At 66.9% G+C, this 20,769-nt stretch carries 16 protein-coding genes and 2 riboswitches; of the genes, 10 read left to right on the plus strand and 6 right to left on the minus strand.

Annotated features, from left to right (window positions below):
- Positions 1–9: 9 nt before the first annotated feature.
- From ACNA0R_RS17645 to gcvP, 5 genes are all read left to right on the plus strand, one after another.
- On the plus strand, positions 10–1,206 hold the full coding sequence (locus tag ACNA0R_RS17645; protein ID WP_415827351.1) for a BaiN/RdsA family NAD(P)/FAD-dependent oxidoreductase: 1,197 nt from the start codon (positions 10–12) through the stop codon (positions 1,204–1,206).
- Positions 1,207–1,497: 291 nt separating this feature from the next.
- Positions 1,498–2,388 (plus strand): ZIP family metal transporter, encoded by an 891-nt coding sequence (locus tag ACNA0R_RS17650; RefSeq protein WP_415827352.1) that lies wholly within the window; start codon positions 1,498–1,500, stop codon positions 2,386–2,388.
- A 23-nt stretch (positions 2,389–2,411) separates the two neighbouring features.
- A riboswitch (glycine riboswitch) is annotated at positions 2,412–2,510 on the plus strand.
- A 34-nt stretch (positions 2,511–2,544) separates the two neighbouring features.
- Positions 2,545–2,664, plus strand: a riboswitch (glycine riboswitch).
- 110 nt (positions 2,665–2,774) lie between these two features.
- A complete protein-coding gene (gcvT, locus tag ACNA0R_RS17655) occupies positions 2,775–3,878 on the plus strand; it encodes a glycine cleavage system aminomethyltransferase GcvT (protein ID WP_415827353.1) in 1,104 nt (367 codons plus the stop codon).
- Between the two features lie 99 nt (positions 3,879–3,977).
- A complete protein-coding gene (gene gcvH / locus ACNA0R_RS17660; RefSeq protein ID WP_415827354.1) occupies positions 3,978–4,346 on the plus strand; it encodes a glycine cleavage system protein GcvH in 369 nt (122 codons plus the stop codon).
- A gap of 20 nt (positions 4,347–4,366) precedes the next feature.
- A complete protein-coding gene (gene gcvP / locus ACNA0R_RS17665) occupies positions 4,367–7,240 on the plus strand; it encodes an aminomethyl-transferring glycine dehydrogenase (RefSeq protein ID WP_415827355.1) in 2,874 nt (957 codons plus the stop codon).
- Positions 7,241–7,372: 132 nt separating this feature from the next.
- Here the strand turns inward: gcvP and ACNA0R_RS17670 are convergent, their stop codons facing one another.
- Together ACNA0R_RS17670 and aptA are read right to left on the minus strand one after the other, a co-directional pair.
- Entirely contained in the window at positions 7,373–8,866 is a 1,494-nt protein-coding gene (locus tag ACNA0R_RS17670) for a CoA-acylating methylmalonate-semialdehyde dehydrogenase (RefSeq protein ID WP_415827356.1), read from the minus strand.
- Between the two features lie 2 nt (positions 8,867–8,868).
- Positions 8,869–10,194 (minus strand): omega-aminotransferase AptA, encoded by a 1,326-nt coding sequence (gene aptA, locus ACNA0R_RS17675; RefSeq protein WP_415827357.1) that lies wholly within the window; start codon positions 10,192–10,194, stop codon positions 8,869–8,871.
- A gap of 194 nt (positions 10,195–10,388) precedes the next feature.
- Between aptA and ACNA0R_RS17680 the strand changes: the two genes are divergently transcribed.
- Positions 10,389–11,840 carry an aminotransferase-like domain-containing protein gene (locus tag ACNA0R_RS17680; protein ID WP_415827358.1) on the plus strand — a complete coding sequence of 484 codons (1,452 nt, stop codon included), beginning with the start codon at positions 10,389–10,391 and terminating at the stop codon, positions 11,838–11,840.
- A 92-nt stretch (positions 11,841–11,932) separates the two neighbouring features.
- Here the strand turns inward: ACNA0R_RS17680 and ACNA0R_RS17685 are convergent, their stop codons facing one another.
- From ACNA0R_RS17685 to ACNA0R_RS17695, 3 genes are read right to left on the minus strand one after another with little or no spacing between them, the layout of a single operon-like run.
- Positions 11,933–12,469, minus strand: coding sequence for a dihydrofolate reductase (locus ACNA0R_RS17685; RefSeq protein ID WP_415827563.1), 537 nt, complete (start codon positions 12,467–12,469; stop codon positions 11,933–11,935).
- Positions 12,470–12,486: 17 nt separating this feature from the next.
- Positions 12,487–13,281, minus strand: a complete 795-nt coding sequence (locus ACNA0R_RS17690; protein WP_415827360.1) for a thymidylate synthase — start codon at positions 13,279–13,281, stop codon at positions 12,487–12,489.
- 16 nt (positions 13,282–13,297) lie between these two features.
- Complete coding sequence (locus tag ACNA0R_RS17695; RefSeq protein ID WP_415827361.1) at positions 13,298–13,759, minus strand: OsmC family protein; 462 nt, start codon at positions 13,757–13,759, stop codon at positions 13,298–13,300.
- 102 nt (positions 13,760–13,861) lie between these two features.
- Here ACNA0R_RS17695 and coq7 point away from each other — a divergent pair, with 102 nt between their 5' ends.
- The 3 genes from coq7 (at position 13,862) to ACNA0R_RS17710 (ending at position 17,444) form a co-directional block, all read left to right on the plus strand.
- The gene (coq7, locus tag ACNA0R_RS17700; RefSeq protein WP_415827362.1) at positions 13,862–14,539 is read left to right on the plus strand and encodes a 2-polyprenyl-3-methyl-6-methoxy-1,4-benzoquinone monooxygenase; all 678 of its coding nucleotides are present in this window, start codon (positions 13,862–13,864) and stop codon (positions 14,537–14,539) included.
- Positions 14,540–15,089: 550 nt separating this feature from the next.
- Positions 15,090–16,367 carry a Vi polysaccharide biosynthesis UDP-N-acetylglucosamine C-6 dehydrogenase TviB gene (gene tviB / locus ACNA0R_RS17705; protein ID WP_415827363.1) on the plus strand — a complete coding sequence of 426 codons (1,278 nt, stop codon included), beginning with the start codon at positions 15,090–15,092 and terminating at the stop codon, positions 16,365–16,367.
- A gap of 51 nt (positions 16,368–16,418) precedes the next feature.
- Entirely contained in the window at positions 16,419–17,444 is a 1,026-nt protein-coding gene (locus ACNA0R_RS17710) for an SDR family oxidoreductase (RefSeq protein WP_415827364.1), read from the plus strand.
- Positions 17,445–17,587: 143 nt separating this feature from the next.
- Here the strand turns inward: ACNA0R_RS17710 and ACNA0R_RS17715 are convergent, their stop codons facing one another.
- Positions 17,588–18,985: a phosphomannomutase/phosphoglucomutase gene (locus tag ACNA0R_RS17715; RefSeq protein ID WP_415827365.1), complete on the minus strand. Its 1,398-nt coding sequence runs from the start codon at positions 18,983–18,985 to the stop codon at positions 17,588–17,590.
- A 350-nt stretch (positions 18,986–19,335) separates the two neighbouring features.
- On the opposite strand from ACNA0R_RS17715, the gene ACNA0R_RS17720 reads away from it, so the two are divergent.
- Entirely contained in the window at positions 19,336–20,751 is a 1,416-nt protein-coding gene (locus ACNA0R_RS17720; protein ID WP_415827366.1) for an FAD-binding oxidoreductase, read from the plus strand.
- Positions 20,752–20,769 lie beyond the last annotated feature (18 nt).

Below are 20,769 nucleotides of genomic sequence, written 5' to 3' on the forward strand. Positions count from 1 at the left end.
GGCGCGCGCATGTTCGACGTCGCCATCATCGGCGCCGGCGCGGCGGGCATGATGTGCGCCGCCGTCGCCGGCCAGCGCGGCCTGCGGGTCGTGCTGATCGACCACGCCGACCGGCTGGCGGAGAAAATCCGCATATCCGGCGGCGGCTGCTGCAATTTCACCAATACGGGCACGGGGCCGGCGAATTTCCTGTCGGAGAACCCGCATTTCTGCCGCTCCGCGCTGGCCGGCTATGGTCCGCGCGATTTCCTGGACCTGTTGCGCCGCCATCGGGTGGCCTGGCACGAGAAGCACCGCGGGCAGTTGTTCTGCGACGATTCCAGCGAGTCCATCATCGACGTCCTGCGCGCGGAGTGCGACGCCGGCCAGGTGCAGTGGCGCATGCCCTGCACGGTGGCGGAAATCGCCCGCGTCGCCGATGCGGGCTTTGAACTGCGCACCACCGGCCATGGCGTGCTGCGCGCCGCCAAACTGGTGCTGGCCACCGGCGGCATGGCGATACCGCAATTGGGCGCCACCGATTACGCCTTGAAAGTGGCCCGGCAGTTCGGCCTGAAAGTGGTGGAGCCACGGCCGGCCCTGGTGCCGCTGACCTTCGATGCCGCCCAGTGGGCGCCCTTCGCCTCTTTGTCGGGCGTGGCGTTGGAGGCCGGCGTGCGCAGCGGGCAGGGCGAATTCCTGGAAGACATCCTGTTCACTCACCGGGGCCTGTCGGGGCCCGGCATCCTGCAGATCTCCAGTTACTGGAATCCCGGAGCACCCATTACGCTGGACCTGGCCAGCGGGCGCGATCTGGCGCGCGAGCTGATCGAGGCCAAATCCGGCGGGCGCCAGCAGTTGGGGACGGCGCTCGCGGCGCTCTGGCCGCGCCGACTGGCCGAACAGTGGCTGCATGGCGTCGTGGACGGGCGCGGCCAGCCGCTGGCGGGCGCGCGCCTGGCCGATATTCCGGACAGGATCCTGCGCGAACTGGCGCGGAATATCCACGGCTGGACCCTGACCCCCGGCGGCACCGCCGGCTACAAGAAGGCGGAAGTCATGCGCGGCGGCGTCGACACCCGCGGCCTGGACCAGAAGAGCATGCAGGCGCGCGGCGTGCCCGGCCTGCACTTCATCGGGGAGGCCGTCGACGTGACGGGCTGGCTGGGCGGCTACAACTTCCAGTGGGCCTGGGCCTCCGGCGTCGCTTGCGGCCGGGCGCTCTGACCGGGGCTGGACGTCCAGGCCTGGCGTGCCGAGGCCCGCGCCGCGCGACTCGCGCTGTCCGAATCCCTTCCGCATGAGCGGATTCTTCTGGATCCGGCCAATCTGGTGCCGTTTCGTACCGCTCGCCCTTGTTCCCTCGGCACGCGTAGTGGAAACTGAACGCCAGCTGTCCGGCGCGGCGCGTTTTTTGCTCTCTGGGCGACCACGCGGGTCGCCACCCAGACCACCACGCGTGCCATGCGAGCAAAGAAGATGCGCACGCCACGCGCATCACGGGAAAAGGGACGCAACATGAACACGCACATACGTTCGCTGGCCGGCGCCGGCGCCGGCAAGGCCTTGATGGTCGTCGTGCCGCTGCTGGCCGCGATCGGTGCCTGGGCGATATGGCTGTCCCTGGAAGACAGCCATCCGCAGATCGCCAACGCCTGGCTGGGCGGGCTGATCGCGGCGGGGGCGACGGCGGCCGGTACCTTGCCGGTCATGTTTTCCCAGCGCCTGTCCGAGCGGGTGCAGGACACCATGTTCGGTTTCGGCGCCGGCGTGATGCTGGCGGCCAGCGCGTTTTCGCTGGTGGCCCCGGGGATCCAGGCCGCGCGCGACCTCGGCGCCGGCCCATGGGGCGCCGGCATGACGGTGGGCGCGGCTATCCTGCTGGGCGGCGCGGCCTTGCTGTGGCTGGAGCGCTGCGTACCGCACGAGCATTTCATCAAGGGCCGGGAAGGACATGACGCCCGCATGCTCAAGCGCACCTGGCTGTTCATTTTCGCGGTCATGCTGCACAACCTGCCGGAGGGCCTGGCCATCGGCGTGGGCTTCGGCGGCACCGATCCCATGCGCGCCGGCGCGCTGGCCACCGGCATCGCGATCCAGGACGTGCCGGAAGGCCTGGTCGTCGCGGTCGCCCTGCTGGCGGCGGGCTATGGCCGGGCATTCGCCGTGACCCTGGGCATGGTGTCCGGGCTGATCGAGCCGATCGGCGCGCTGGCCGGCGCCGCGGTGATGGCCTGGTCAACGGTACTGTTGCCCTGGGGCCTGGGTTTCGCCGCCGGCGCCATGCTGTTCGTCATCAGCCACGAGATCATCCCGGAATCGCATCGCAAGGGGCACGAGGTCTATGCCACGGGCGGCCTGATGCTGGGCTTCGTGCTGATGATGCTGCTGGACACCGCCCTGGCCTGAGTTGTATTCTTCGCCACGCTGTCACGCATCGTGCGGGAGAGAGCGGCACGCCCCCCGGCGCGCCGCCGCCGAAGGCGCAATTCGCCCGGAATCGCTCAGGCAACCCATACCGCAGCATGCCTTGCCCGGACCGCGCCGCATTCGGCGCCCGGACGAACACAGCGCTCTGGAGAGAGCCGGCCGTCCGTTACACGCGATGCGCCCGGACGCCGAAGGTGCAAACCCGCCATCCACATGCGCGGGGCAACTCTCAGGCAAAAGGACAGAGGGGCGGAAACACGGCCGGTCTTGGGCGCTTTCCGCATCCAGGCCGGTATCCGCCGCCCTAACGGTACCCTGATGGCCCACTATCGGCCCCCTACCGCCGCTGTCCGGAGCTTTTTGCCATGTCGCACCCCCTGAAGAACACCCCCCTGGCGCAAGCCCATATCGATGCCGGCGCGCGCATGGTCGACTTCGGCGGCTGGAACATGCCGCTGGCGTATGGCTCGCAGCTGGAAGAGCACCACGCCGTCCGGCAGGATGCCGGCATGTTCGACGTGTCGCACATGCTCAACGTCGACGTCACGGGCGCCGACGCCATGGCCTTCCTGCGCCGCCTGATCGCCAATGACGTCTCCAAGCTGACGGCCACGCCCGGCAAGGCGCTGTACAGCTGCATGCTGAATCCCGAGGGCGGCGTGATCGACGACCTGATCGTCTATTTCTTCGCCGCCGACCGCTGGCGCGTGGTGGTCAACGCCGCCACCGCCGACAAGGACGTCGCCTGGATGCAGCGCATCGCCATTGCCGCCCGGCTATCCGTCTCCATCGCGCCGCGCCGGGATCTGTCCATGGTGGCCGTACAGGGGCCGAATGCGCGTGCCAAGGTCTGGGCCGCGCGTCCGGCCTGGAAGGCTGATACGGAAAGCCTGACGCCGTTCACCGCCGCGCGCTTCGAACCCGACACCCTGGTGGCGCGCACCGGCTACACCGGCGAGGACGGCTTCGAGATCGTGCTGCCCTCCACGGAAGTGGTCGCCTTGTGGAACGACCTGGCCGCGCAGGGCGTGCGTCCCTGCGGCCTGGGCGCGCGCGACACGCTGCGCCTGGAAGCCGGCATGAATCTGTACGGCCAGGACATGGACGAAGTCACCCAGCCCGCGCAGGCCGGGCTGACCTGGACCGTCTCATTGAAGGATCCGGCGCGCGCCTTCATCGGCCGCGCGGCCATCGAGGAGTTCGCCACGCCGGCCGCTTTCCTGGGCCTGAAGCTGAACGAACGCGGCGTGATGCGTGCCCATATGGCGGTGCGCACGTCGCATGGCGATGGCGAAATCACCAGCGGCACGATGTCGCCGACGCTGGGCGTGTCGATCGCCTTCGCGCGCATGCCGGTGGGCGTCAATCCCGGCGATACCGTCGAAGTGGACATCCGCGGCAAGTGGGTGCCGGCGACCGTGTGCAAATTGCCCTTCGTCCGCAACGGCAAAGCCATCGAACAACCGTAAACTGGCGATGCCCATGCCGGCGCGTACCGCATGGGCGGGGCGCGCATTACCTCTCTATTCATCCTTGCCACGATTTTTGAATTCTTAGGAGCTCCTTCCATGAGCCTGCCCACCGATCGCAAGTACACCGAATCGCATGAATGGGTGAAAGCCGAAGGCGACGTCTTCGTCGTCGGCATCACCGACCAGGCCCAGGAACAACTGGGTGATCTCGTTTTCGTCGGCGACGTCAAGGTTGGCGCCAAGCTGGCCGCCGGCGATACGGCCGGCGTGGTGGAGTCGGTCAAGGCCGCATCGGACATCTATGCGCCGGTGGCGGGCGAGGTCGTCGCCTTCAACGACGCGCTGGAAGCCGATCCCGCGCAGATCAACAGCGGCGCCTACACCGCCTGGATTTTCAAGATCAAGCCGGACAACTCCGCCGATCTGGACAAGCTGCTGGACGCCGCCGGCTACGAAGCCCTGTAAGGCCACTTTCAAGAGATACCATGTCGCGCCCCCTCGACACGCACACCGATTTCATTCCCCGCCATATTGGTCCTTCCGATGCCGACCAGGCCGCCATGCTGCGCGCGCTGGGCGCGGACAGCCTGGAAGACCTGATCAGCCAGGTCGTGCCGCCCGCCATACGCACCCAGGCGCCGCTGGCGCTGCCGCCGGCGCGCAGCGAGCCGGACGTGCTGGCCGAACTGCGCGACATCGCGCGCGGCAACCAGGTCTACCGCAGCTATATCGGCCAGGGCTATTACGGCACGCATACGCCCAACGTCATCCTGCGCAATATCCTGGAGAATCCCGCCTGGTACACGGCGTATACGCCTTACCAGCCGGAAATCTCGCAGGGCCGCCTGGAAGCGCTGCTGAACTACCAGACCATGGTGGCGGACCTGACCGGTCTGGACATTGCCAATGCGTCGCTGCTGGATGAAGGCACGGCCGCCGCGGAAGCCATGACGCTGGCCCGCCGCGGCGCGAAGTCGTCCAGCAATGTGTTCTTCGTTTCCAGCCACTGCCATCCGCAGACCATCGAGGTCGTGCGCACCCGCGCGGAAGGCCTGGATATCGAAATCGTCGTTGGCGATGAAACCGCCGGGCTGCCCGATTGCTTCGGCGTGCTGGTGCAATACCCGCGCAGCCTGGGCGGCGTGGACGACTATCGCGCCCTGGCCGAAACCGCCCACGCGCGCGGCGCCGTGGTGGCATGCGCCACCGACCTGCTGGCGCTGGCCCTGCTGGCCCCGCCGGGGGCCTGGGGCGCGGACATCGCCGTGGGTTCGGCGCAGCGCTTCGGCGTGCCCTTCGGTTTCGGCGGCCCGCACGCGGGCTTCATGGCCTGCAAGGACGCCTACAAGCGCAATATGCCGGGCCGCCTGGTCGGCGTGTCCAAGGATGCGCAGGGCAACAACGCGCTGCGCCTGGCGCTGCAGACGCGCGAACAGCACATCCGCCGCGAAAAGGCCACGTCCAACATCTGCACGGCGCAGGTGCTGCTGGCTGTGATGGCGGGCATGTACGCCGTCTGGCACGGCCCGGCCGGCATCCGCCGCATCGCCCAGCGCGTGCAGCGCGCCACCGCCATCCTGCGCGCGGCCTTGAGCGACCTGGGCGCCAAGGTCGTCAACGAGACTTTCTTCGATACGCTGCACGTGCGCACGGGTTCCGCCACCGCGGCGGTCCTGGCGGCCGCGGACGCGGTGCGCATCAATATGCGCGCGGTGGATGGCGAGCACGTCGCGGTATCGCTGGACGAGACCGTCACCGACGCCGATCTGACGCAGCTGGCGGGCGTGTTCGCCAGCGGGCTGGGCAAGACTGCTGCCGCGATCGATATCGACGCGCTGGACCCGCGCGCCGGCGCCGGCATCCCGGCCTCCCTGGCGCGCCAGGGCGAAATCCTGGCGCATCCGGTCTTTTCCAGCGTGCAGTCCGAAACCGATATGCTGCGCTACCTGCGCAAGCTGGCGGACAAGGATCTGGCGCTGGACCGTAGCATGATCCCGCTGGGCTCGTGCACCATGAAGCTGAACGCGACGGCCGAGATGATTCCCATCACCTGGCCGGAATTCGCGCACATCCATCCCTTCGCGCCCGCGGCGCAGACCGCCGGCTATCGCCAGCTGATCGACAAGCTGTCGGCCGCGCTGTGCGAGATCACCGGCTACGACGCCGTCAGCCTGCAGCCGAATTCGGGCGCCCAGGGCGAGTACGCCGGCCTGCTGGCGATCCGCGCCTACCATGAGGCGAATGGCCAGCATCAGCGCAACGTCTGCCTGATTCCGTCGTCGGCGCACGGCACCAATCCCGCGTCGGCGCAACTGGCCGGCATGCAGGTGGTCGTCGTGGCCTCCGACGCCAACGGCAACGTGGACGTCGCGGATCTGCGCGCCAAGGTGGCGCAGGTGGGCGATCGCCTGGCGGCGCTGATGATCACCTATCCGTCGACGCATGGCGTGTTCGAAGAGGCCGTCACGGAGATCTGCGACATCGTGCATCAGGCCGGCGGCCAGGTGTATATGGACGGCGCCAACATGAACGCCATGGTGGGGCTCGCCAAGCCCGGCAAGTTCGGTTCCGACGTGTCGCACCTGAACCTGCACAAGACCTTCTGCATTCCGCACGGCGGCGGCGGTCCGGGCGTGGGGCCGGTGGCGGTGCGCGGGCATCTGGCGCCCTATCTGCCCGGCGTGGTGGATGCGGCCGGCAAGCTGCCGGAAGGCGCCAAGGTCGGGCCGGTGTCGGCGGCGCCGTTCGGCTCGGCGGGCATCCTGCCGATTCCCTACATCTACATCGCGCTGATGGGGGCGGAGGGCTTGCTGCGGGCGACCGAAGTGGCCATCCTGAACGCCAACTACATCGCCCATCGCCTGCGCGAGCATTATCCCGTGCTGTATTGCGGCCGCAATGGCCGGGTCGCGCACGAGTGCATCCTGGATGTGCGGCCGCTGAAGGACAGCAGCGGCGTGTCGGCGGAAGACATCGCCAAGCGCCTCATCGACTACGGTTTCCATGCGCCCACCATGAGCTTCCCGGTCGCGGGCACGCTGATGGTGGAGCCCACGGAATCGGAAGGCCTGGCCGAACTGGATCGCTTCGTCGACGCCATGATCGCGATACGCCAGGAAATCGCGCTGATCGAGCGCGGCGAGCGGGATCGGGACGATAACGTGCTGAAGAACGCCCCGCATACCGCCGCCACCTTGATGGCCGACGAATGGCATCACGACTACACGCGGCGCGAGGCCGCCTATCCGCTGGAGTCGCTGAAGGACGGCAAGTACTGGCCGCCGGTGGCGCGCGTGGATAACGCCTATGGCGATCGCAACCTGGTGTGTTCGTGCCTGCCTGTCGAGGCGTATGCCTGAAGCGAAAAGGCCCGGCGCTCGCGCGCCGGGCCTTCTTATCGCCAGATAGTCCCCCATGTGCGGGTCCCGCGCCTTGCCGCCCGGGCCCGCTGCTGCCACCGCCACGCGCAGCGCGGCGGTGGGTAGCAATAACTACTTCGCCACCGGCATGGTGAATTCCGCGCCCTTGGCAATGCTGTCCGGCCAGCGCTGCATCACGCTCTTGTAGCGCGTATAGAAGCGCACGCCTTCCTCGCCATAGGCGTGGTGGTCGCCGAACAGCGACCGCTTCCAGCCGCCGAAGGAATGCCAGGCCATCGGCACCGGAATCGGCACATTGATGCCCACCATCCCTACCTGGATCTGCCGCGCGAAGGCCCGCGCCACGCCGCCATCGGACGTGAAGCAGGACACGCCGTTGGCGAACTCGTGCTCGTTGATCAGCTTCACCGCCGAGGCGAAGTCCGGCACGCGCACCACGCACAGCACCGGGCCGAAGATCTCCTCGCGGTAGATGTTCATCGTCGGCTTGACGTGATCGAACAGCGTGCCGCCCAGGAAGAAACCCTTCTCGCTGCCCGGCACGGAAATATCCCGCCCGTCCACCACCATTTGCGCGCCCGCGGCGATGCCGTCTTCGATATAGCCGCGCACCTTGTTGCGATGCTGCGCGGTGACCAGCGGGCCCATCTCGGCCTGCGGGTCCATGCCGTCCAGCACCTTCAATGCACGCACGCGCGGCGCCAGGCGTTCCACCAGCGTGTCGGCCACGCTGCCCACCGCCACGGCCACCGAGATGGCCATGCAGCGTTCGCCGGCGGAGCCGTAGGCCGCGCCCATCAGCGCATCCGTGACCTGCTCCAGGTCGGCGTCCGGCATCACCACCAGATGGTTCTTGGCCCCGCCCAGTGCCTGCACGCGCTTGCCGCGCGCCGTGCCGTGCGCGTAGATGTATTCGGCGATCGGCGTCGAACCGACGAAGGACAGCGCCTGCACGTCCGGATGGGCGATCAGCGCGTCCACGGCCTGCTTGTCGCCATGCACTACATTGAACACGCCGGGGGGCAGCCCCGCTTCGGTCAGCAGTTCGGCCAGCCGCACCGATGCCGATGGGTCGCGCTCCGACGGCTTCAGCACAAAGGTGTTGCCGCAGGCGATCGCCACGGGGAACATCCAGGCCGGCACCATCATCGGAAAGTTGAACGGCGTAATGCCGGCCACCACGCCCAGGGACTGGCGCATGCTCCAGTTATCGATGCCGCCGCCGATCTGTTCGGTGTACTGGCCCTTCAACAGGTGCGGAATGCCGCAGGCGAATTCGACCACCTCGATGCCGCGCGTGACTTCGCCCTTGGCGTCGGAGAACACCTTGCCGTGTTCGCGCGTGATCAGTTCGGCGAGCTCGTCCTGATGCTGGTCCAGCAGCGCCTTGAAGTTGAACAGGATGCGGGCGCGCTTCAGCGGCGCCGTTTCCGACCAGGCGGGAAACGCCTCGCGCGCCGCGGCTACCGCCAGGTTCACGTCTTCCACGCTGGCCAGCGGCACGCGGGCGGCGATTTCGCCACGCGCCGGATTGAAGACATCGCCGTTGCGGCCGCTGCGGCCGTCGAAGTGCTGGCCGTTGATGTAATGGGGAATGGTCGTCATGGTCAGGCGATTTCCTTCAGCACCGAGCCGATGGTCTGGAAAATCTGCTCGATCTGTTTCTCGTCGATGATCAGGGGCGGCGATACCGCCATGATGTCGCCGGTGTAGCGCACCAGCAGGCCGGTGTCGAAGCAGCGCTGGAAGGCCTCGGCCGCGCGGGCGCCCGGCGCGCCGGGCCGCGGCGCCAGTTCGATGCCGGCCACCAGGCCGATGTTGCGTACGTCGATGACGTGCTGCGTGCCTTTCAGGCCGTGCGCGGCCCGTTCGAACGCCGGTGCCATTTCGCGGGCGCGGGCGAACAGATTGTCGCGGCGGTAGATGTCCAGGGTCGCCAGTACGGCCGCGCAGGCCAGCGGGTGGGCCGAATAGGTATAGCCGTGGAAGAACTCGATGCCGGCCGGGCCGCTTTCCACGATAGCGTCATGCACGTCGCGCCGGACCGCCACCGCGCCGCACGGCACCGCGGCATTGCTGATGCCCTTGGCCATGGTGATCAGGTCGGGCGTGACGCCGAAGAATTCGCTGGCGGTGGCGGCGCCCACGCGGCCGTAGCCGGTGATGACTTCGTCGAAAATCAGCAGGATGCCGTGCTTGCTGGTGATCTCGCGCAGGCGTTCCAGGTAGCCCTTGGGCGGGACCAGCACGCCGGTGGAGCCCGCCATGGGTTCGACGATGACCGCGGCGACGGTCGACGGATCGTGCAGCGCAAGGATGCGTTCCAGTTCATCGGCCAGGTGGGCGCCCCAGTTGGGCTGGCCCTTGGAAAAGGCGTTCTGCTCCAGGTTGTGCGTGTGGGGCAGGTGATCGATGGCTGGCAGCAGGGCGCCCGAGAAAGTCTTGCGGTTGGGCGAGATGCCGCCCACCGAAATACCGCCGAAGCCCACGCCGTGGTAGCCGCGCTCGCGGCCGATCAGGCGGGTGCGCTGGCCTTCGCCACGCGCGCGATGATAGGCCAACGCGATTTTCAGCGCGGTGTCGACCGACTCGGAACCGGAGTTGGTAAAGAAGATGCGGTCCAGGCCCTGCGGCATCAGCCCGGCGACGGCGCTGGCCGCCTGGAATGCCAGGGGATGGCCCAATTGGAAGCCGGGCGCGTAGTCCAGGGTGCCCACCTGCCGTGCGACGGCCTCTGTGATTTCCTCGCGGCAGTGGCCGGCGTTCACGCACCACAGGCCGGACGTGCCGTCCAGGATCTGGCGGCCGTCCAGCGACGTGTAGTACATGCCTTTGGCGGAGGCCAGCATGCGCGGATTGGTTTTGAATTGCCGGTTGGCCGTAAACGGCATCCAAAGGTGGGACAGATCGGTAGACGTGTGCGGCGCGTTCATGATGGCTCCGGGATGGGAATAGGGCGACAGCCGGACCGGCGGTGCGGTGCTGTCCGCCGGACGGGAGTCCGGCAGCCCGACGTTGCGGGAATCAGCTGGCATTCTCGGCTTACCGCCGCGCCCTGCAAATACACAATCCGTGCAAAAATGATCGACCGTACAGGTGAATTCTGGACAACTGTACAGGTTCCTACATGGCCGATCTTCCCCTCGATTTCCGACCTCTGCGCGACCGTGCGCAGGCGCCCACGCTGGTGCAGCAACTGATCGATGCCGTCGTGCACGCCATCGAGGCGCGCGCGCTGGCGCCCGGCATGTCGCTGCCGTCGGTGCGCGAATTCGCGCGCGCCTACGATGTCAGCACCTTTACAGTTGCCAGCGCCTACGCCCGCCTGGTCGCGCAGGGCTGGCTGCAGGCGCGGCCCGGCTCGGGATACCGGGTGGCGGCGCGGGCGCCCGCGGCGGCGCCGGCGCCGGTGCCCGTACCCCGGCCGTGGCAGCCGCCGACGCCTGGCGCCGAATGGCTGCTGTCCGATGTATTCGCCGACCACTCCATTCCGGTCAAGTCGGGCTGCGGCTGGCTGCCGGGTGAATGGCTGAACGAAACCGGCCTGCATCTGGGACTGCGCCACGTCGCGCGCTTGCCGGGCGCGCGCATCGCCGGCTATGGGCATCCCTACGGCTACGTGCCGCTGCGCGAGGCCATCGCCACGCACGCCGCATCGTTGGGCATGCCCGTCGATACCGAGCAGGTGCTGTTAACCCAGGGTGTGACGCATGGGTTGGATATCGCCATACGCACACTGCTGCGCCCCGGCGACGCAGTGATTGTCGAACAGCCTTGCTACGCCAACCTGCTGGCGCTGCTGCGGCTGGCCGGGCTGCGTGCCGTGGCGGTGCCGCGCACGGTCGACGGCCTGGATATCGCCGAGCTGGAGCGCGCGGCGCAGGCGCACCGTCCGCGCGCGATGATCGTCAATACCGTGCTGCAGAACCCCACCGGCACCAGCCTGACCATGGCCAACGCCTACCAGGTGCTGCGCATCGCCGAACAGCATGACTGCTGGGTCATCGAGGACGACATCTCGCGCGAACTGGCGCCGGGCGTCGCGCCGGTGCTGGGCGCGCTGGACGGGCTGCGTCGCGTGATTTACCTGAGCGGCTATTCCAAGGTCATCAGTCCATCCGTGCGCGTGGGCTATGCCGTTGCCCATCCGGACGTCGTGCGGGACATGGCCCGCACCAAGATGGCGGTGGGGCTGACCTCCCCCGAAATCATGGAGCGGGTGGTGCACGAAGCCTTGCGCGATAGCCGCTATCGTGCGCATGTGGCGGGGCTGCGGGAGCGCTTGGCGCTGGCGCATGTGACGGTCGCCCGCTGCCTGGCCGAACACGGCATGCAGGTGCACGCCGAACCGCGCGCCGGGCTGTTCCTGTGGGCCCGCCTGCCGGTCGACGCCGGCGACTTCGGCGCCAACGCCCTGGCCGAACGGGCCTTGCGCGACGGCATCTGGCTGGCGCCGGGCTCCTACTTCGACGCCGAACAGCGCGACGTGCCCTGGATCAGGCTCAACGTGGCGTACTCGGACGACGCCAGGCTGTGGCGATTCATGCGCGACGAAGCGCTGCGCGCCCGCCGCGCTTGAGGATAATCACCGCTCGCCTTGCTTGATGTGCCACGGACGCGTTGTGGCTGGGCGTCGTAAGAGCCTTTCTTCGATAGGCGCGGGCGTGGCGCTCAGGCTCGCTCGTACACGACGAAGTCGTATTCGTAGCCGTTTTCGGCCGGCTGCGGCTGGCGCGATACCTCGCGCCAGCGGAATGCCGGCAGGTGCGGAAACCAGGCATCGCCGTCGATATCCGCCTTGATCTCGGTGGCGATGACGCGGTCCGCATGGTCGAGCACCGCGCCGAAGATCTGCGCGCCACCGATGATGAACACTTCGTCCGTATCGCCGCTCGCGCGCAGCGCGGCATCGATATCCGGCACGATGATCGCGCCGTCGGCGGAATAGCCCGGCGTGCGGCTGATGACGATATTGCTGCGGCCCGGCAGCGGCCGGCCCAGCGATTCCCAGGTCTTGCGGCCCATGACGATGGGGTGGCCCAGCGTCGTGCGCTTGAAATGCGCCAGGTCTCCCGGCAGCTTCCACGGCAAGCCGTTATCACGTCCGATCACCCGGTTGGCCGCGTACGCCACCACCAGGGTCAACCGCGGCCGCTCGTGCGCGGAACCGGAAACGCTTGCTGATTTCCCATGGGCGGATTCGCCCATGGGACGGCCCGGCGCGCTCATACCGCCACCGCCCCTTTGATATGCGGGTGGCTCTGGTAGCCGACCACTTCCAGGTCTTCGTATTCGTACTCGAAGATCGACGCCGGCTTGCGCTTGATATTCAACCTGGGATACGGATACGGCTGGCGCGACAGCTGCAGTTCGACCTGTTCGAAGTGATTGCTGTAGATATGGCAATCGCCGCCCGTCCAGATGAAGTCGCCGACATCCAGGTCGCACTGCTGGGCCACCAGATGCGTCAGCAAGGCATAGCTCGCGATGTTGAACGGCACACCCAGGAAAATATCGGCGCTGCGCTGGTAAAGCTGGCAGGACAACTTGCCGTCGGCCACGTAGAACTGGATCAGCGCGTGGCAGGGCGGCAGGGCCATGCGCGGAATGTCGGCGACATTCCAGGCCGAAACGATCAGCCGGCGCGAGTCCGGGTTGCGGCGGATCTGATCCAGCAATTGCGTAATCTGGTCGATGTGGCCGCCGTTGGGCGTGGGCCACGAACGCCATTGCACGCCGTAGACCGGTCCCAGGTTGCCATCCGCATCCGCCCACTCGTCCCAGATCGTGACGCCGCGCTCCTGCAGCCAGCGGACATTGCTGTCGCCGCGCAGGAACCACAGCAGCTCGATGAAGATGCTTTTGGTATGCAGCTTCTTGGTCGTTACCAGCGGAAAGCCCTGCGACAGGTCGAACCGCATCTGGTAGCCGAACACCGAGCGCGTACCGGTGCCGGTACGGTCGGTCTTGGTGACGCCGTGTTCGTAGACATGGCGCATGAAATCTTCGTATTGGCGCATGGCGTTCCGCTGCCGGTCAGTTCGGGTTCGTGCTTGCGCTCGCGGCTTCGGGCGCGCCGGCCTCCACCACGTCCACGGAAAACGTAAGTTCCGCCGTTTTCGCCAGCATCGCCGACGCCGAGCAGTATTTCTCGTGGGACAGCTGCACGGCCCGCTCCACCGCGGCGCGCGGCAGTTTGTGCCCCGTCACGGTGAAGGCGAAATGGATGCGGGTGAATACCTTGGGGTCGGTCTCGGCCCGGTCCGCTTCCAGCTTGACGCTGCATCCCGTCACGGCGTGGCGGCCGCGCTTGAGGATCAGCACCACGTCATAGGCCGTGCAGCCGCCGGTGCCGGCCAATACCATTTCCATGGGGCGCAATGCCAGGTCATGCCCGCCGCCGTCCACGGCGCCGTCCATGACCGCGACATGACCGCTACCCGAAGTGGCCACGAACATCATGCCAGACGGGCCGCCCCAATCGATCGTGCATTCCATGTCGAAATCCTGATTCGTCATCGCAAACGGGGATCATAGCCCGATCCGGGCGCGCTCTTTGCAGTCCTTACAATGGGAATGTCCGAGTCCAAGGAGTCTTTCATGTCGTATCCGCAGCAGCCTTCTTCCGCAATTCCGCCGCTGGCCCGCCGCAAGAGTCCGCTGGACGCCCTGCTGGGTGAGGCGGATCGCGCCCTGCGGGTGCTGGCTGGCGTCTCCAGCGCCGGACGACCGTATCCGGCCGGCCCGGAAACCTCCGAAACGCTCAGTCCGGCCGAACGCCGGCATGCGGCCGGGCTCATGCGGGTGAATCACGTCGGTGAAATCTGCGCCCAGGCCTTGTACCGGGGCCAGGCGCTGGGCTGCTCGGACGCGGCTACCCGCCAGATGTTCCACCAGGCCGCCACGGAAGAGGTCGACCATCTGGCCTGGTGCGAGCGGCGCCTGGGCGAGCTGCGCAGCCGCCCCAGTTTCCTGAACCCGTTCTGGTATGCCGGGTCGTTCGGCCTGGGCCTGCTGGCCAGCCGGGCCGGGGTGCGCCGCAATCTGGGTTTCATGGCGGAAACCGAACGCCAGGTGGAAGCCCACCTGGACAGCCATCTCAAAAGCCTCCCCGCGCAGGACCACCGTTCCCGCCAAGTGGTGGATCAGATGAAGCAGGATGAGATCAATCATCGCGTCAGCGCGGAACGGGCCGGCGCGGCGCCGCTGCCCTGGCCGGTGCGAGGCGCCATGCGGGCGCTTTCGCGGGTGATGACCGGCACCGCCTATTGGCTGTAGACGCGGCTCGCCGCCGGCGGGACCGGGCCGCGCGCTGTCCGCCGGCCCTGGCCTTTTCGGCCCGCTGCATACTGTTACAGGGTTAACCCCGTCCGACGTTCGCCCGACTCGGGCGGGGCGGCATGGCCGTTGCTACTCCCCGTCGGCGCGCCGTCGCCAGTGCGCCGGGCGGTCGGGCGAATTAATGCGATGCACAAAAGCAACAGTTTGCGGCCCGTTGAATTGCCCCAAAAAATCTTCTTGCATCGCACAAAAAGTTTGGCTATGATTTGTCCATCGGATGTCGAAACGCAGTCGGTGCGGTGAAAACCCCGACAGCAGACAGAGTACCTGGGAGGGTACTCCAGGGTTAACCCTCTGCGACATGCCACGGTTGTCTCCTCCACCCTCCTCCTTTGGTGGATTTAGCCCGAGATCGTCAGATCTCGGGCTTTTTTTTATCCAGATTTCGCCGCCGCGACCAAGATGGTCGCATCGACGCGCCGTATCGGCCGGGCAGGCCGGCCCCATCCACTAAAATCGTCCTATCTATAGCGGCAGGAAATCCGTCATGTTGGGTATACGGGATGTGAAGTTGGCCATCGTCGGTCTGGGCTACGTCGGCTTGCCCCTGGCCGTGGAGTTCGGCAAGAAGCGTCCCGTACTGGGCTTCGACATCAACACGGATCGCATCGAAGAACTACGGCGCGGAAGCGATCACACGCTGGAAGTCGAACCCGGGGAACTCGCCGCGGCCACGCAGCTGTCGTTCACCGCGGACGCCGCGCAGCTGGCCCAGGCGAACGTCTACATCGTCACGGTACCCACGCCTATCGATGCCTACAAGCAGCCCGACCTGACGCCGCTGCGCAAGGCCAGCGAAACCATCGGCCGCGTGCTCAAGCGCGGCGATATCGTCATCTACGAATCCACGGTCTATCCCGGCGCCACGGAAGAAGAATGCGTGCCGGTGCTGGAACGGGTTTCCGGGCTGGTGTTCAACCGCGATTTCTATGCGGGCTACAGCCCCGAGCGAATCAATCCGGGCGACAAGACACATCGCGTCAACACCATCAAGAAGGTCACCGCCGGCTCGACGCCGGAAGTCGCCGGCCTGGTCGATGCCCTGTATGGGGAAATCGTCACGGCGGGCACCCACAAGGCCGCGTCGATCCGGGTGGCCGAAGCGGCCAAGGTCATCGAGAATACCCAGCGTGACGTCAACATCGCGCTGATCAACGAACTCGCCCTGATCTTCAACAAAATGGGCATCGATACCGAAGCGGTGCTGCAGGCGGCGGGCACCAAATGGAATTTCCTGCCTTTCCGCCCGGGCCTGGTGGGCGGCCACTGCATCGGCGTCGATCCTTATTACCTGACGCACAAGGCGCAAAGCCTGGGCTACCACCCCGAGATCATCCTGGCGGGCCGGCGCTTGAACGACGCCATGGGCAGCTACGTGGTATCGCAGCTGGTCAAGGCCATGACCAAGCGGCGCATCCATGTGCAGGGCGCCCGGGTTCTGGTCATGGGCCTGGCCTTCAAGGAAAATTGCCCGGACCTGCGCAATACGCGGATCGTGGACATCGTGCGCGAGCTGAGTGAATACGGGGTCGAGGTCGACGTCTACGATCCCTGGGTCGATCCGGCGGAGGCGCGCGCGGAATACGGCATCGACCCCGTCGCCGCGCCGCGGGACGGATGCTATGACGGCATCGTTCTTGCGGTAGCTCATCGGCAGTTCGCCGAGCTGGGTGCCGCGCGTATCCGCGCCTATGGCAAGCCCGAGCACGTGCTGTACGACCTGAAGTATGTGCTGCAGCCCGAAGAATCGGACCTGCGTCTGTAATCCCGGTTTCGTAATCCGAGTTTGGTCATCCACGTTTGAAAAGGGCAAAGCATGTCGCAACGCTATCAACAAATCACCGAAGATCTGCGCAAGTCGCCCCGCGCCTGGCTCGTGACCGGCTGCGCCGGATTCATCGGCTCGAATATCGTGGAAACGCTGCTGAAACTGGACCAGACGGTGGTCGGGCTGGATAACTTCGCCACGGGGCATCAGCACAATCTGGACGAAGTCATGGAGCTGGTGTCGGCCGAACAATGGGGCCGCTTCACCTTCATCGAAGGCGACATCCGTGATCTGGAGACCTGCCGCAAGGCCGTCGCCGACGTGGACTTCGTGCTGCATCAGGCGGCGCTGGGTTCGGTGCCGCGCTCCATCCAGGATCCCATCGCCACCAATTCGGTGAACATCGATGGCTTTCTGAACGTGCTGGTCGCGGCGCGCGATGCCGGCGTGCAGGGCTTCGTCTACGCGGCTTCCAGTTCCACCTATGGCGACCATCCGGCCTTGCCGAAGGTGGAATCCGCCATCGGCAATCCGCTGTCGCCCTACGCGGTGACCAAGTACGTCAATGAGCTGTATGCCGACGTGTTCGCCCGGACCTATGGCTTCGGCGGCGTGGGGCTGCGCTACTTCAACGTGTTCGGCAAGCGGCAGGATCCCAACGGGGCTTATGCCGCCGTCATTCCGAAGTGGATCGGCGCGATGATCCGCGGCGAAGACGTGGTGATCAACGGCGATGGCGAAACCAGCCGCGACTTCTGCTTCGTGGAGAACGCCGTGCAGGCCAATCTGCTGGCGGCGCTGGCGCAGCCGGAGGGGAAGCACCAGGTCTACAACGTTGCCTTCAATGCCCGCACCAGCCTGAACGACCTGTTCGCGCACCTGAAGCGGCTGCTGGCCAAGCATGGCGTGCAATACGACAAGGCGCCCATCTACGGCGATTTCCGTCTCGGCGACGTGCGGCATTCGCAGGCCGATATCGCCAAGGCCTACGACCAGCTGGGCTACACGCCCATGCACGACATCATCGAGGGCCTGGAAGTGGCCATGCCCTGGTACACGCAGTTCCTGCGCTAGGGGGAATGCGCGGTTTCCGCCGGTGCGGCGCGTCCGGTCGGGCGCGCCGCACCGGCGGAAACCGCCCAGCAAGAAAGCCGCCAACAGGGGCGGCTTTTTTTCGAGCGACGCCAGGAATGCCTGGGGCATTGCCTGGCGTTTCTTTAGAACGGCAGCTTCACGTCCGGCTTCAGCGCCTGCAACTGCTTGCGGAAGTCGTCCTGGATGCGCGCCAGCGCGGCGTCGTTGTCCGCCTCGAAGCGCAACACCACGACCGGCGTCGTGTTCGACGGCCGGGCCAGGCCGAAGCCGTCGGGGTATTCGGCCCGCACGCCATCGATGGTGACCACATCGATCGCACCGTCGAACTTGCCTTTTTCCTGCAGGGCCTTGACCAGTTCGAAGGGCTCGCCTTCCTGCATTTCCAGCTTGAGTTCGGGCGTGGACATGGCCTTGGGCAGGGCTTCCAGCACGGCCGACGGGTTGGCGTCGCGCGATACGATTTCCAGCAGGCGCGCGCCGGTGTACAGGCCGTCGTCGAAGCCGTACCAGCGCTCCTTGAAGAAGGTATGGCCGCTCATTTCGCCGGCCAGCGGGGCGCCCGTTTCTGCCAGCTTGGCCTTGACCAGCGAATGGCCGGTCTGCCACATCAGCGGCTGTCCGCCGGCTTCCTTGACGGCCAGGCCGACGTGGCGGCTGCACTTGACGTCGTAGATGATCATGGCGCCCGGATTGCGGGACAGGACGTCGCGCGCGTACAGGATCAGCTGGCGGTCGGGCCAGATGATCTCGCCGGACTTGGTGACCACGCCCAGGCGGTCGCCGTCGCCGTCGAAGGCCAGGCCGATCTCGCAATCGGTGGTCTTCAGGCAGTGGATCAGGTCTTCCAGGTTGTGCGGGTCGGCCGGGTCCGGGTGGTGGTTGGGGAAGTTGCCGTCCACCTCGCAGAATAGTTCGGTCACCTCGCAGCCCATTTCGCGGAACAGCCTGGGCGCGATGGCGCCGGCCACGCCGTTGCCGCAGTCGATGGCGATCTTCATCGGGCGGGCCAGCTTGACGTCGCCGACGATGCGCTCGATGTAGCGGCCGACAATGTCCATGGTGCGGCGGCGGCCGGGGGTGACGCCGGCGGGCGCCTGGCCGCCGGCGGCGTCCATGGCCACGCGCAGGTTCTGGATGTCCTGGCCGTACAGCGCGGCGCCGCCCATCATCATCTTGAAGCCGTTGTACTTCGGCGGATTATGGCTGCCGGTGACGGCCACGCCCGAGCCGGTTTTTTCGGTATAGGCGCCGAAATACACCAGGGGCGTGGGCACCTGGCCGATGTCCAGGGTGCTGATGCCGCCGGCGTTCAGGCCTTCCTGCAGCGCCAGGGCCAGTTCTTCGCTGCTGAGACGGCCGTCGCGGCCGATCACGAGTTCCGGAATGTTCTTCTCGCGCGCCACGGCCGCCAGGGCCAGGCCGAGTTCGCGCGCGAAGCGCGTGTTCAGCAGGTCGGGCACGGTGCCGCGTATGTCGTACGCCTTGAAGATAGAAGCCGGGAAAGACGACGCATTACCCACGGTGGTTCCTTTGTGGTCAGTGATTCGGTAGACACGGAAGGGCGATTATCCCCGATAAGCGGGGCCGGACCGCTCAGGGCGCATGGCCTAGTGACTATGCCCTAGTGCGGGGGCCGGCGCGGCGGTTGGCGGGCCGGCCTTCCATGGGAGCGGCATCGCGGCATCGCGCGGCCTGGCCGCCAGGGGCCCGGCGGGATGGTGCATGCCGGATGGAATTGTGGCATGGACGCCGGGACGCCGAATGTGTCCGATCTCGACAATCCTGACCGGGTGTTGCCGGCATCGCTTCAGTCCTACAATAGCCCCTCCCGCCCGGCTGCGTATCGGGCGTTCTACACATACGGTGGACGATGACTTTCCTTGCCGAACTTCAAGCCCTGCTGGGCGCCGATCATGTGTTGACCGGCGCTGATACCGACTCCTACACGCTGGACTGGCGCGGACGGTATCGGGGCCGCGCGCTGGCGGTGGCGCGCCCGGACTCGGCCGACGCGGTGGCGGCCGTGGTGCGCCTGTGCGGCCGCCATGGGGTGCCGCTGGTGCCGCAGGGCGGCAATACCGGGCTTTGCGGTGGCGCCACGCCGGCGGACGACGGCAAGGCGGTGCTGCTGTCGCTGGCGCGCATGAATCGCGTCCGGGCCATCGATACCGACAACGACACCATTACCGTCGAAGCGGGTTGCATCCTGCAGGCCGTGCAGCAGGCCGCCGAGCAGGCCGGTCGGCTGTTCCCCCTGAGCCTGGCGGCGGAGGGCAGCTGCACCATAGGCGGCAACCTGGCCACCAATGCCGGCGGTACGCAGGTACTGCGCTACGGCAATACGCGCGACCTCACCCTGGGCCTGGAAGTCGTGACGCCGGACGGCGAGGTCTGGCACGGCCTGCGCGGCCTGCGCAAGGACAATACGGGCTACGACCTGCGCGATCTGTACATCGGCAGCGAAGGTACGCTGGGCATCATCACCGCCGCCACGCTGAAGTTGTTCCCGCTGCCGGTCGCCCGCTGCACCGCCTTGCTGGCGGTGCCCGACGTGGAGTCCGCCGTGCAATTGCTGGGCCGTGCGCGCCAGGGCTTCGGCGCGGCGCTTACGGGTTTCGAATTGATGGCGGGCAACTGTCTGCAAGCCGTGGTGCGGCTGTTCCCGCAGCAGCGCCTGCCGTTCAGCGACGAATCCGCGCGGTCTCCCTGGTTCGCGCTGCTGGAACTGTCGGATAGCGAAAGCGAAGCGCACGCCCGCGAGCGTTTCGAAACCGTGCTGGGCGAGGCCATCGAAGCCGGCCTGGCAAGCGACGCCGCCATCGCGGAAAACATCACGCAGAGCAAGGCGCTGTGGCATCTGCGCGAAAGCATCCCGCTGGCCGAGGCGGAACTGGGCAAATCCATCAAGCACGACGTGTCGGTGCCGATTTCGCGCATCGCGGATTTCGTGCGGACGACCAACGCGCTGCTGCAGGAACGCTTCCCGGGCATCGGCCACGTCATCTTCGGCCACCTGGGCGACGGCAATCTGCACTACAACGTTACCCGCGCGCCCGGCCAGGAAGAAGCCGCGCTGCTGGCGCTGCAGCCGCAGGTCTACGGCGTCGTGCATGACAGCGTCCATGCGCACGGCGGCTCCATCAGCGCCGAGCACGGCGTCGGCCAGCTCAAGATAGACGAGCTGCCGCGCTACAAGGATCCCATCGAATTGGCGCTGATGCGCCGTATCAAGAAGGCGCTGGACCCTGCCGGCATCATGAATCCCGGCAAGGTCGTGCGCGCCTGACCGGACCGGGACCCGCCC

The sequence above is a fragment of the Bordetella sputigena genome, assembly GCF_965137885.1.
GTDB classification, from domain to species: domain Bacteria; phylum Pseudomonadota; class Gammaproteobacteria; order Burkholderiales; family Burkholderiaceae_B; genus Bordetella_C; species Bordetella_C sputigena.

What these genes read in the sequence shown, in the direction of transcription:
- ACNA0R_RS17645 (WP_415827351.1), top strand. Translation starts at nt 10, where the DNA reads ATGTTCGACGTCGCCATCATCGGCGCCGGCGCGGCGGGCATGATGTGC.
- ACNA0R_RS17650 (WP_415827352.1), top strand. Translation starts at nt 1,498, where the DNA reads ATGAACACGCACATACGTTCGCTGGCCGGCGCCGGCGCCGGCAAGGCC.
- gcvT (WP_415827353.1), top strand. Translation starts at nt 2,775, where the DNA reads ATGTCGCACCCCCTGAAGAACACCCCCCTGGCGCAAGCCCATATCGAT.
- gcvH (WP_415827354.1), top strand. Translation starts at nt 3,978, where the DNA reads ATGAGCCTGCCCACCGATCGCAAGTACACCGAATCGCATGAATGGGTG.
- gcvP (WP_415827355.1), top strand. Translation starts at nt 4,367, where the DNA reads ATGTCGCGCCCCCTCGACACGCACACCGATTTCATTCCCCGCCATATT.
- ACNA0R_RS17670 (WP_415827356.1), bottom strand. Translation starts at nt 8,866, where the DNA reads ATGACGACCATTCCCCATTACATCAACGGCCAGCACTTCGACGGCCGC.
- aptA (WP_415827357.1), bottom strand. Translation starts at nt 10,194, where the DNA reads ATGAACGCGCCGCACACGTCTACCGATCTGTCCCACCTTTGGATGCCG.
- ACNA0R_RS17680 (WP_415827358.1), top strand. Translation starts at nt 10,389, where the DNA reads ATGGCCGATCTTCCCCTCGATTTCCGACCTCTGCGCGACCGTGCGCAG.
- ACNA0R_RS17685 (WP_415827563.1), bottom strand. Translation starts at nt 12,469, where the DNA reads ATGGGCGAATCCGCCCATGGGAAATCAGCAAGCGTTTCCGGTTCCGCG.
- ACNA0R_RS17690 (WP_415827360.1), bottom strand. Translation starts at nt 13,281, where the DNA reads ATGCGCCAATACGAAGATTTCATGCGCCATGTCTACGAACACGGCGTC.
- ACNA0R_RS17695 (WP_415827361.1), bottom strand. Translation starts at nt 13,759, where the DNA reads ATGGAATGCACGATCGATTGGGGCGGCCCGTCTGGCATGATGTTCGTG.
- coq7 (WP_415827362.1), top strand. Translation starts at nt 13,862, where the DNA reads ATGTCGTATCCGCAGCAGCCTTCTTCCGCAATTCCGCCGCTGGCCCGC.
- tviB (WP_415827363.1), top strand. Translation starts at nt 15,090, where the DNA reads ATGTTGGGTATACGGGATGTGAAGTTGGCCATCGTCGGTCTGGGCTAC.
- ACNA0R_RS17710 (WP_415827364.1), top strand. Translation starts at nt 16,419, where the DNA reads ATGTCGCAACGCTATCAACAAATCACCGAAGATCTGCGCAAGTCGCCC.
- ACNA0R_RS17720 (WP_415827366.1), top strand. Translation starts at nt 19,336, where the DNA reads ATGACTTTCCTTGCCGAACTTCAAGCCCTGCTGGGCGCCGATCATGTG.